We start from the raw sequence: 12,200 nt of genomic DNA, 5'->3' as shown, positions 1-12,200 counted from the left end.
TAGTTAAGAGAATAAAAAAACAAATCGATAAATTCGGTCTGACAAATAAGGATTTAGGCCTCGAAATCAGCTCAAATTGAGGGATTTTGTTTACGTTAGTCAGAAGTCTAAAAACCCAACGCTCGGTCAAGCACATTTGGGTTTTCCAACGCTAAAAGCCAAGGCTCAAAGACCAAAAGACCTTGCCCCTGCCAATCCACGATAAGACCATGAACCTCTACACTATTGGACTGTGTATTTTTACTATCTTGACGTGTTAAAAATAAATTAGGCTTCAATGAACCGAATGAAAGAAGTTCTGAAAGAAAAAGGTATTTCACAGACTTGGCTTGCTAAAAAGTTGGACAAGAGTTAAAACACGATAAACGAGTATGCCCGAAATGTGAGACAACCGAGTATGGAGGATTTGTACCGCATTGCAAAAATTTTGGACGTTAACGCCAAAGATTTATTGAAATGAACATAATCCTTTTATTCTATTTAATCCCGTCAGGGATTGAATAAAAGGATTATGTGAATTCCATGTGACCATTGGAAATAAACAAATACACATGAAAGAAGAATGATGGCTAAAGAGAATCAAATAGAAGAAGCACTCATTAAGCAACTCACGGAGCTAAAATATATCTATCGCTCTGATATTGTCGATAGAAAATCACTTGAACAAAACTTCAGAACAAAGTTTGAAGTTCTTAACCGCGTTCGCTTATCAGACAATGAGTTTCTGAGACTGAGAGAAGAAATCATCAATCCTGATGTTTTTGCGGCTTCTAAATTGTTGCGTGAACGGCAATACTTCCAACGTGAGGACGGAACGCCATTGCATTATACTTTGGTGAACAACAAAGATTGGTGCAAGAATGACTTTGAAGTCATCAATCAACTACGCATTAATACCGAAAACAGCCATCAACGCTACGACATTATTTTGCTGATTAATGGCTTGCCTGTGGTACAAATCGAACTTAAAAAGGGAGATATTTCACATAGAAAGGCAATGCAGCAAATTGTGGATTACAAAAACGAGCCGGGCAATGGTTACGGAAATTCACTGTTGTGTTTTATGCAGTTGTTCGTTGTGAGCAATGCCAATAGAACGCTTTATTTCGCCAACAACAAGAACCAACATTTTGCTTTCAATGCAGATGAACAGTTTTTGCCTGTGTATGAATTGGCAGATATCGACAATAAGAAAATCAACAGACTGTATGATTTTACGGAGAAATTTCTGACCAAGTGCACGCTTGGTGAAATGATCAGCAAGTATATGGTGTTGGTGGAGAGCGAACAGAAATTACTCGTGATGCGACCTTACCAAGTGTATGCAGTTAAGGCAATAGTGGACTGCATTCAGCAAAACAGAGGAAACGGCTACATTTGGCATACCACAGGAAGCGGTAAAACTTTGACTTCTTTCAAGGCTTCCACTTTACTAAAAAGCAATAATGACATTGAAAAATGTTTGTTTGTGGTTGATCGTAAAGACCTTGACCGACAAACCCGTGAGGAGTTCAATAAATTTCAGGAAGGCAGTGTGGAGGAAAACACCAACACCGAAACGTTGGTAAGGCGTTTACTTTCTACGGACTATGCCGACAAGGTAATTGTGACTACCATTCAAAAATTGGGATTGGCCTTGGATGGCACAAACAAAAAGAACTACAAAGAACGATTAGAGCCACTTCGTAACAAGCGAATGGTTTTTATTTTTGACGAATGCCACCGTTCGCAATTTGGTGAAAATCACAAAGCGATAAAAGAGTTTTTCCCCAATGCGCAATTGTTTGGATTTACGGGTACGCCCATTTTCAGCGAAAATGCTACCTATCAAATTAGAGAAGGCGAAGAAGCATCTTACAAAACCACGGAAGACATTTTCCAAAAGTGTTTGCATGCATATACCATTACCCACGCCATTGACGATAGAAATGTACTGAAATTTCACATTGACTATTTTAAAGGCAAAGGAACACATCAAGCGAAATCAGGCGAACAGCTGCTTGCCGGCAAGGCAGGGATAGCTCAACAAGCAGTAGTAGAAGCCATTTTGGGCAAACACAATGCCGCTACCAATTCAAGGCGTTTCAATGCAGTGTTAGCGACAGCTTCTATTAACAATGCCATTGAATACTATCAGCTTTTCAAGGAAATTCAGAAACAGCGACAAGCCGAAGACCCAAATTATGAGCCTTTGAATATCGCTTGCGTGTTTTCTCCACCTGCCGAAGGCAACAAAGACATTCAGCAAATTCAAGAGGATTTGGTGCAGGAAAAAGAGGACAACAAACATAATCCCGAAGAGAAAAAAGCAGCTCTCAAACTGATTATTGACGATTACAATAAACAGTTTGGCAGCAACCACAGTATCAACGAATTTGATTTGTATTACCAAGATGTGCAAAGACGCATCAAAGACCAGAAATACAGCAATAAGGATTATCCACACAAAAATAAAATAGACGTTACCATAGTGGTAGATATGTTACTCACAGGGTTTGACAGCAAATACCTGAACACCTTGTATGTAGACAAAAACCTGAAATACCACGGACTGATTCAGGCGTTTTCGCGCACCAACCGAGTGCTGAACGATACCAAACCTTACGGTAATATTCTCGATTTCCGTTCGCAGCAAGAAGCTGTAAATACCGCCATTGCCTTGTTCTCGGGTGAAGATAACGGTCGAGCCAAAGAAATTTGGTTGGTGGACCCTGCACCAGTGGTGATTGACAAGTACAAAGAAGCCGTGGAGAAATTGGGCATCTTTATGGAGGAGCATAATTTGGCAAGCGAACCGCAGGAAGTGTATAACCTGAAAGGAGATGCTGCCCGCATTGCTTTTGTAAAGAACTTTAAGGAAGTACAACGCCTTAAAACGCAATTAGACCAATACACAGACATTGACGAAACCCAACAAGCCCAGATTGAAGCGATTTTGCCAACAGAAAAGTTGTTGGAGTTCCGCAGTTCGTATATAGAAACCGCCAAGCAATTGCGGGAAATACAGCAAAAAGAAGGCGACCAAGCACCGCCCGACATTCAGCAATTGGATTTTGAATTTGTGCTGTTTGCTTCTGCCGTGATTGATTATGACTACATCATGAGTTTGATTGCTGACAGTACGCAACAAAAGCCTGCCAAGCAAAAGATGACCAAAGCACAGGTCATTAGCTTGCTGAGTGCCAATGCCAACCTGATGGATGAGCAGGAAGATTTAACCGAATACATCAACAGCTTGGATTGGAACAGCGGACAAGATGTGGAAACGCTTCGCAAGGGATACGAAACTTTTGTGGTAGAGAAAAACGAAAAGGAATTGGCTGCCATTGCCCACAAACACGGCTTGCAAACCGCAGACCTGAAAGCCTTTGTAGAAAACATACTAAGCCGAATGATTTTTGACGGGGAAAAACTCACCGACCTGTTAGCACCTTTGGAATTGAGTTGGAAGGAACGCAGGGTAAAAGAATTGGCATTGATGGAAGACTTAGTACCCCAATTAAAGAAATTGGCAGGGGATAGGGAAATTAGTGGATTGGCCGCTTATGATGTCTGAATTATGATTTGTAAGATTAAAGGATGATAGGATTATGAAATACGAAGAGTTGACACATAAGATTATTGGATGTGCTATGAAAGTTCATAGCACCTTGGGTAATGGATTCCAAGAAGTCATTTACCAAAGAGCATTGGCGATAGAAATGCAAAAGCAAGATTTAGGGTTCCAGCGAGAAATGGAAATGACAATCTTTTATGATGGTTATGACATTGGCACACGAAGAGTGGACTTTTTTGTAGAAGAAAATATTATGGTGGAACTTAAAGCATTGATAAAATTAGAGGATGTTCACTTGGCTCAAGCTATGAACTACTGTCAAGCTTATAAACTGCCAATAGGACTACTCATCAATTTTGGTGCAAAAAGTTTAGAATTTAAGAGGGTTTATAATGTCAATCACCCCGAAAACAAACAATACAAGTCAGAATTAGGATTGAATAGATTAAAGGATGATAGGATTTCATCCAAAGAAAAAATCCTACAATCATCCAATCCTAAAAATCCCAATTCAGACAAATGAGTAAGGATATGAAAATGATACCAGAGTTGAGATTCCCTGAGTTTGAAAATGAGGTGGAATGGGATTTAAAAGAATTTTCAAAGTTTATTAAACTTGACAGAGGAAGTTCGCCAAGACCAATTCAGGATTACTTGACACAAGATGAATCTGGAGTTAATTGGATAAAGATTGGGGACACTAAAAATGCAGTAAACTCGGTCCTATATCAAGTTGAAGAAAAAATCACTTTAAAGGGTGCTGAAAAATCAAGAAAAGTTGAAAAAGGTGAATTGATTTTAGCTAATTCAATGAGTTTTGGTAAAACTTATCAATTGGCAATAGAAGGATGTATTTATGATGGATGGTTTGTACTTCGTAAATATGAGAACAACTTTAACAAACCTTTTTTATTACAATTGCTGAATTCCGATTTTATGCAAAATCAGTATAAAAAGCTTTCAGCAGGTGGTATTGTTCAAAATATCAGTAGCGATATTGTTTACAATTCAAAATTGTATCACACAACTTTACCCGAACAACAAAAAATCGCATCCTGTCTTTCGTCTTTAGATGAAGTGATAGCCGCCCACAGCCAAAAGTTGGAATTACTCAAAGACCACAAAAAAGGCTTGATGCAAAACCTTTTTCCTCAACCGTCAGAATTAGGATTTGATAGATTAAAGGATGATAGGATTGAAAAAGGCAATAAAAAAATCCTACAATCATCAAATCCTAAAAATCATAATTCAGACAATGTACCTAAGTATCGGTTTAAGGAGTTTGAGAATGATGGGGAGTGGGTGGAGAAGAAGTTGGGGGAGATATTAGAATTTAAGAATGGAATTAATGCAGCAAGGGAGCAGTATGGTAAAGGAATTAAGTTCATTAATGTTTTAGATATTCTGAACAATGAATTTATAATCTATGAAAATATCATTGGAAGTGTAGATATTGATGAGAGCACTTTGCAAAAGAATTCTGTAACTTTTGGTGATATTTTATTTCAAAGAAGTTCCGAAACCCAAGAAGAAGTAGGAACTGCAAATGTTTATCTCGATAAAGATAACACGGCAACTTTTGGCGGATTTGTTATTAGAGGAAAGAAAATAGGTGATTATGAACCTGCATTTTTAAATGCTCTGTTAAAAACAAGAGAAATTAGAAATAGCATTTCATCAAAAGCAGGTGGTAGTACAAGATTTAATGTCGGTCAAGAAACATTGGCATCTACAACTATTTTATTACCAACCATTCAAGAACAACAAAAAATTGCTTCTTGTCTTTCGTCCTTAGATGCCCTTATTGCGGCACAGGCGGAGAAAATTGAGCAATTGCAATTGCATAAAAAGGGTTTGATGCAGGGTTTGTTTCCGAGAATGTCTGAACTGTGATTTTTGTGATGAAATGATGAATGTGATGAGAAATAAAAAAATCAAGGTAATCCTAAAATCCTACAAATCAGTGGTCCAGACAATGGGTAAAATGGTCGAAATTAACCACTTTAAACCCATCGAATTCGAGGGGTTTAGAAAAGTAAAGTGAATAGATGGCAAAAAGCAAGAACATATATGTAAAAGGAACCTCTATTGCTGTTTTGGCCCAAAACGACATAGATTTTCTATCACTCACGGATATGACTGCCGGATTTAAGGAAGGCAGTGGATTAATAGGCAAATGGATTACCAATAAAAACACACTTGAGTATATTGGTATTTGGGAAAAATTAAACAATCCAACTTTCAATTACCCCGAATTCGGGGTAATTGAACAAGAGGCGGGTGTTAACAGATTTATTATGTCGGTTGGGCAATGGGTGGAAAGGACAAAAGCCATGGGGTTATTGGTAAAAGCAGGACGATATGGCGGTACGTATGCTCATAAGGATATTGCTTTTCATTTTGCAATGTGGCTAAGTCCGGAGTTTCAAATTTATCTAATCAACGAATTCCAAAGGCTAAAAGAAGAAGAGCAAAAGCAATTGGGTTGGTCTGCCAAGCGTGAATTGGCAAAACTCAATTACCATATTCATACAGATGCCATTAAGCAAAATTTAATTCCTGAAGAACTTACACCAGCCCAAACTGCCATAGTTTACGCTACGGAAGCAGATGTGTTGAATGTGGCATTATTTGGAAAAACTGCCAAACAATGGCGAGAAGCTAATCCTGATTTAAAAGGCAATATGCGTGATTATGCCAACATCAACGAACTGATTTGTTTGGCAAATATGGAAAATCTGAATGCAGTTTTTATTCAGGAAAAGATTTCACAGAAAGATAGACTTATAAAACTCAACACCATTGCCATCCAACAAATGAAGGTGCTGATTGATATTGAAAACAGAAAATTATTAAAATAGATGACTTTAAAAGACCAACAACAATTAGGTAAAACCCTTTGGAATATTGCAGACGATTTAAGAGGAGCAATGAATGCAGATGATTTCCGTGATTATATGCTTTCGTTTCTGTTCCTGAGGTATTTGTCGCACAATTATGAAGAAGCAGCAAAAAAAGAATTGGGCGGGGATTATCCGGTATTAGACGATGATGACAAGCGCACTCCTTTAGCCGAATGGTATGTGGTGAATGAGCCTGATGTGCCTGAGTATGAACAGCAGATGCGTAGAAAGGTGCATTATGTTATCAAGCCCGATTACTTGTGGAGCAACATCAGCGAAATGGCACGTACCCAAAATCCTGATTTGTTGGTGACCTTAGAAAAAGCGTTTAAATACATACAAGACGAATCCTTTGACAGTGCTTTTCAAGGCTTGTTTTCCGAAATCAATTTGAATTCAGAAAAACTTGGCAAAAACAACACTGAGCGAAACAAAAAGCTCTGCACCATCATCCAGAAAATTGCCGAAGGCATTGCTGATTTTTCAACTGATTCTGATACCCTTGGAGATGCCTATGAATATTTGATTGGTCAGTTTGCAGCAGGTTCGGGCAAAAAAGCAGGGGAATTTTATACACCACAACAAATATCTACCATACTTTCTGAAATCGTTACTTTAGACAGTCAAGACCCCACCAGTGGCAAAAAGAACAAGCTGAACAAAGTATTGGATTTTGCCTGTGGTTCGGGTTCGTTACTGCTCAATGTAAGAAAGCGAATCAAAGACAGTGGCGGAAGTGTAGGTAAAATTTACGGACAAGAAAAAAACATCACCACCTACAATCTTGCCCGAATGAATATGCTCTTGCACGGAATGAAAGACACCGAGTTTGAGATATTCCACGGAGATACCCTAGAGAATCAATGGGATGAACTCAACGAAATGAACCCAAGCAAAAAAATAGAGTTTGATGCCATAGTAGCGAATCCACCTTTTAGTTTGCGTTGGGAACCAAACGATACCTTGGCAGAAGATTTCCGTTTCAAGAGTTATGGTTTAGCACCCAAATCAGCAGCCGACTTTGCTTTTCTGTTGCACGGTTTTCACTTTTTGGGTAAAGAAGGGACAATGGCCATCATTTTACCACATGGGGTTTTATTCCGTGGAGGAGCAGAAGAACGCATCAGAACCAAATTGTTAAAGGACAATCATATTGATACCGTAATTGGTTTGCCTTCTAACTTGTTCTACTCTACAGGCATTCCCGTTTGTATTTTGGTATTGAAAAAATGCAAAAAGCAAGATGATGTTTTGTTTATCAATGCCAGTGAGCATTACGAAAAAGGCAAACGACAAAACACACTCAGAGAAGGCGAAGAAGACGAGCCAAACGACATTCAGAAAATTGTTGAAACCTACCAACACCGCCCGGAAAAGATTGAAAAATATGCTCGGAGAGTTTCAATGGAAGAAATCGAAAAGAACGGTTACAACCTGAATATTTCAAGGTATGTAAGTACTACGGAAGATGAAGTACAAATTGACTTGAAAGAAGTAAACAACAAACTAACTTCAATCAACGAAACCATCAAAACAAACACTGACAAACACAATAAGTTTTTGGAAGAGTTGGGATTAAAACCCATTTAAAAGCCCACGCTATTTACTCATTGAATAATAATTTTCAATGGTATTCGTGATTGCTGCGCAATTGCAAGCATCCCGAATGCTTTCGGGACCAATGACCCACGAGCCACAGCTCCAACCAAAGCTTTGTCAAAGAGCTTGCAAAGTCAACGCACAACCGACCAACAAGACGATAGAAGAACACCGAACCGCTAACATATAAGGGCTAAATCGAAGTGGAGCGTAGCCGAATTTCGGAATTAGCCCCTGTTGATCCCAATTGCTATTTGGACTTCTCGGGGTTGAGAGGTGGTTTAGCTACGGGGATTAAACGAATGGTGTGCCCGAACCATCTTAACCAATCAATCCGATAATCTTGACCACTCTATTTTGATCAATTAGGGATTGCTTTAGGGTAGAACTTCCATCGGAAAGCATGGAACAAAAAACGATCACTATCCATAAGTAAAACAGATCATTCGTCACCGGGACCATAGCATGGCCTTACTGACAATCTTCAAAACATGACGTATGTTGTTATGAGATAAAGGAATGAGCCATTTAACTATTTAAAAAAACTAAATAAATACCCTGATCAGGGTATTTTTTCGTTGGAGGGTATTTAGTAGGTTTAGGGAGTTGAAAATACGGCTGAAAAATCAGACTTAGCAAGCTTCCGTAGGGTGTATATGGGTGGGTTTTTCAGACATATAAGTAAGATAGCCCACATTATGAAAAACGACACTACAAGATAAATGGCACTATTTAAAATAGAAAATAACGAGCGACTTGAGAACATAAAGGAGCAACCTTTTAAACTCGAAAAAGACATTCAATCGCTTACAGAAAAAAACTTGAAATCAATTTTCGGACTTGACTTTGTGAAATCGGAATTCAGCCTAAATAATTTTCGTATCGACACTTTAGCTTTTGACAATGACGCAGGAACTTTTGTGATTATCGAATACAAACGGGACAAAAACTTTAGCGTAATTGACCAAGGATACGCTTATTTATCGCTAATGCTTAACAACAAAGCGGACTTCATTCTTGAATACAACGAAAATTCAAAAGAGACTCTAAAGCGAAATGATGTTGATTGGTCGCAATCGAGAGTGATTTTCATTTCACCCTCATTTACGACTTATCAAAAAGAAGCGATAAATTTCAAGGACTTACCAATTGAACTTTGGGAAATCAAACGATATGACAATCAAACAGTTAATTACAACCAAATAAAGACTTCGGGGGCTCAGGAAAGTGTCAAGACAATCAGTCGACAAGATGAAGCGATTGAAAAAGTGACTAAGGAAATTAAGGTCTATACAGAAGAAGAGCATATAGAAAAAGGAACAGAAGAAACAAAAGAGCTTTACGAGACCTTAAAAAGCGCCATTCTAAATCTTGACGAATTAGAACTCAAACCGAAGAAAAAATATATTGCTTTTGTATCAGGCTCAAACGTGGTAGACATTCATATTCAAAAAAATGCTTTGAAAATATGGCTGAATATGCAACAAGGAGACCTTGACGACCCGAAAGAGATTGCAAGAGACGTTTCCTCTGTCGGACATTGGGGAAATGGAGACTATGAAATTATTATGCGGACAGACGAAGAATTGGAATATATTTTAAGCCTGATAAAACAGTCATTGAAAAAGAATAAAAGGTAATGGATTGGATAGGAGCAAACAGTTTAATAGGTTTTTTCTTGGACAAGTCAAGGTCTTTTGGTTCCAAGACTGCACTTTTCTTTGTTATAATTGGTATGTTTTTTATAGTTGACTATGTATTTGACTTCACTTACTATTGGTCAAATAATCAAAGGATTACACAGCTTGAGAGAATACAGTCATTAAAACGCAATTATTCCCAAGACTCTTTGAAAATGATGGACTTAACCAATTTAGAGGTTGAGATTTTCAATAAAAAGCATTACACGCAACAAATAAAAAAGAAACTGATTATTTCCGATAATAAATTTATTGAGCCAAGTAAAATTGAAAAACTCACAGAGAATAAAGCTCAAACACCAAGTAAAAAAAATGTTTCAACAACTTGGATGGTAATTAGCTCAAATTACTTCTTATTGCTTGTATTCCCAATTTTGATTTTTTTACCTTTATTCCCAGGTCAAAAGTTTGATAAAAATACAGCTTTTGGGTGGCTTGCTTTAAATGTTGTTTGGGTTGGGATAATTTCGTTTATAACTTACATAGCATTTTTAATTCCTATAATTAATGGAAACCCAACAAATAATTATTGGCTGAATGCAGGAATACACTTAATTTTTATGATTTTAATAGGATTCGTATCAAAAAAGAAAAAATAACGATGGGCTAACAGCGTGTATGAAAAATAGCGGGTTCAGAGGTAAATCAAAGGTCAGTGATTTTAACAAAAGTTAGTGCCAAACTGATAGTGAAGTGCTTCTTAATCCGCTACTTCTCATACACGCAATCCGTTGACAGAAGTGTAGCGCTGTTCAGAGCTGGTTTAGCTATGGGAATTAAACGAATGCTGTGCCCAAACCATCTTAACCAATCAATCCGATGATCTTGACCACTTTAATATGATTATTTATGGGTTGCTTTAAGGTAATAATTCCATCGGAAAGCACGGAGTAAAATACGATCACTATCCATAAGTAAAATAGATCATTCGTCACCGGGACCACAGCATGACCTTACTGACAATCTTCAAAACATGGCGTATGTTGTTATGAGATAAAGGAATGAGTCATTTACCTAGGTGAAAAAAGCCTCATACATACCCTGATCAGGGTATTTTTTCGTTGGAGGGTATTTAGTAGGTTTAGGGAGTTGAAAATACGGCTGAAAAATCAGACTTAGCAAGCTTCCGTAGGGTATATATGGGTGGGTTTTTCAGACATATAAGTAAGTTAGTGGCAAGCATATAAACCGACATAACAACGAGAAATCAACGACAAAATGAATAAGACAGTTTACATATTAGGAGCAGGATTTTCAAAACCAGCGAAAGCACCAATTCAATCTGAAATTGTTGAAGAAATCCTAAACCTAAAAAAGAAAAACTTTGGGACTAAAGACAAAACCATTAAAGGATATCTTGACGACTTTGAGAAGTTTTTGGAGAACGAACTATACATTGACAAGGCTGACTTCAAAAGCATAGCATTAGAAGATGTTTTTACACCAATAGACAGATGTATCATAGACGGAGTTTCTTTTCGTTCACTTGATAATAAAAAATTAGTTGAATTACGAGAAAAAATTTATTCTTTGATTATTATAGCCATCAAAGAAAAACTAGAAAACTCGACATCACAAAAACAATACATTGACAAATTCGCAAAGTTCTTAGTTGAAAATATGCAACCAAGAATGAAGGACAAGAAACACGACCCTTTAGCTGTGATATCCACAAATTGGGACATTCTGTTAGACAATTCAATTAAGAGAGCTATAGAAGTTGACAACCATAATGGTGTGGTTGATTATTGTTGTTACATCAGTTCACTTCACGATGACGACACAATCAAACCAGGACTTTGGGCTCTTGGAAAAGGAAAATACAATGTTAAACTTTTAAAAATTCACGGCTCGATGAATTGGCTTAATTGTCCAAAGTGTCAAAGACTTTATGTTGCGTTTTACGATAAAATTGCTGAATACGGAATTTATAAAGACAAATATTGTAGTCATTGTAGTAAAAATTTTAAGGAAACTAGAACCATTTCGACAGCATTACGAAGCAACTTAATTATGCCAACATTTTTGAAAGACTTAAACAACTTTCAAATTAAATTAATTTGGCAAAATTCTGGAGTTGAACTTTCAGAAGCAAGCAAAATTGTTTTCATTGGTTATTCTTTACCTCAAGCAGATTATGAACTGCGACAACTACTTTCAAGAATGATTCCACACGACACACAAATTGAAGTCGTAATGAGAGATGAAAAGGACGAAAAAACTGGGAAAGTATTAAAGGAAAGAACGGACAATAACAACGAAATATTAAAAAGATACAAAACATTTTTCGGAAAAAGACAAGTGACAGCATACAGAGACGGAGTAGTAAAATATATTGAAAACCTAACCGAAAGAAAGAATGCCAGCCACTAACAGCACCTACCCAAAAGTGGCGGTTCAGTGGTTAAGTCAAGCTTTCCCGCTTTGGCGGGACAAGTTATG

At 37.4% G+C, this 12,200-nt stretch carries 9 protein-coding genes and 1 pseudogene; 9 read left to right on the top strand and 1 reads right to left on the bottom strand.

Annotated features, from left to right (window positions below):
• Positions 1–107: 107 nt before the first annotated feature.
• Complete coding sequence (locus IE080_RS15380) at positions 108–320, bottom strand: hypothetical protein (RefSeq protein WP_189584600.1); 213 nt, start codon at positions 318–320, stop codon at positions 108–110.
• Positions 321–361: 41 nt separating this feature from the next.
• On the opposite strand from IE080_RS15380, the gene IE080_RS19690 reads away from it, so the two are divergent.
• The 9 genes and pseudogenes from IE080_RS19690 (at position 362) to IE080_RS15335 (ending at position 12,131) form a co-directional block, all read left to right on the top strand.
• Positions 362–460 (top strand): hypothetical protein, encoded by a 99-nt coding sequence (locus IE080_RS19690; RefSeq protein ID WP_308428177.1) that lies wholly within the window; start codon positions 362–364, stop codon positions 458–460.
• Between the two features lie 102 nt (positions 461–562).
• Positions 563–3,556, top strand: coding sequence for a type I restriction endonuclease subunit R (locus IE080_RS15370; RefSeq protein ID WP_229800678.1), 2,994 nt, complete (start codon positions 563–565; stop codon positions 3,554–3,556).
• Positions 3,557–3,590: 34 nt separating this feature from the next.
• Positions 3,591–3,950: pseudogene (locus IE080_RS15365) on the top strand (GxxExxY protein); the annotation flags it as partial.
• 125 nt (positions 3,951–4,075) lie between these two features.
• Positions 4,076–5,449: a restriction endonuclease subunit S gene (locus IE080_RS15360; protein ID WP_189584575.1), complete on the top strand. Its 1,374-nt coding sequence runs from the start codon at positions 4,076–4,078 to the stop codon at positions 5,447–5,449.
• Between the two features lie 155 nt (positions 5,450–5,604).
• On the top strand, positions 5,605–6,417 hold the full coding sequence (locus IE080_RS15355) for a KilA-N domain-containing protein (RefSeq protein WP_189584572.1): 813 nt from the start codon (positions 5,605–5,607) through the stop codon (positions 6,415–6,417).
• The gene (locus IE080_RS15350; protein ID WP_189584569.1) at positions 6,418–8,049 is read left to right on the top strand and encodes a type I restriction-modification system subunit M; all 1,632 of its coding nucleotides are present in this window, start codon (positions 6,418–6,420) and stop codon (positions 8,047–8,049) included.
• Positions 8,050–8,780: 731 nt separating this feature from the next.
• On the top strand, positions 8,781–9,698 hold the full coding sequence (locus tag IE080_RS15345) for a DUF5655 domain-containing protein (protein WP_189584567.1): 918 nt from the start codon (positions 8,781–8,783) through the stop codon (positions 9,696–9,698).
• Complete coding sequence (locus IE080_RS15340; protein WP_189584564.1) at positions 9,698–10,357, top strand: hypothetical protein; 660 nt, start codon at positions 9,698–9,700, stop codon at positions 10,355–10,357. Before IE080_RS15345 ends, IE080_RS15340 begins: the two co-directional genes overlap by 1 nt.
• A 619-nt stretch (positions 10,358–10,976) precedes the next feature.
• Entirely contained in the window at positions 10,977–12,131 is a 1,155-nt protein-coding gene (locus IE080_RS15335) for a hypothetical protein (protein WP_189584561.1), read from the top strand.
• Positions 12,132–12,200 lie beyond the last annotated feature (69 nt).

The sequence above is a fragment of the Mongoliitalea lutea genome (assembly GCF_014652135.1).
Lineage (GTDB): Bacteria > Bacteroidota > Bacteroidia > Cytophagales > Cyclobacteriaceae > Mongoliitalea > Mongoliitalea lutea.
The sequence above is the reverse complement of the archived record's forward strand: the minus strand, read 5'-3'. Positions and strand labels throughout refer to the sequence as shown.

Coding starts and splice junctions, on each gene's coding strand:
- IE080_RS15370 (WP_229800678.1), top strand. CDS start 563: ATGATGGCTAAAGAGAATCAAATAGAAGAAGCACTCATTAAGCAACTC.
- IE080_RS15360 (WP_189584575.1), top strand. CDS start 4,076: ATGAGTAAGGATATGAAAATGATACCAGAGTTGAGATTCCCTGAGTTT.
- IE080_RS15355 (WP_189584572.1), top strand. CDS start 5,605: ATGGCAAAAAGCAAGAACATATATGTAAAAGGAACCTCTATTGCTGTT.
- IE080_RS15350 (WP_189584569.1), top strand. CDS start 6,418: ATGACTTTAAAAGACCAACAACAATTAGGTAAAACCCTTTGGAATATT.
- IE080_RS15345 (WP_189584567.1), top strand. CDS start 8,781: ATGGCACTATTTAAAATAGAAAATAACGAGCGACTTGAGAACATAAAG.
- IE080_RS15340 (WP_189584564.1), top strand. CDS start 9,698: ATGGATTGGATAGGAGCAAACAGTTTAATAGGTTTTTTCTTGGACAAG.
- IE080_RS15335 (WP_189584561.1), top strand. CDS start 10,977: ATGAATAAGACAGTTTACATATTAGGAGCAGGATTTTCAAAACCAGCG.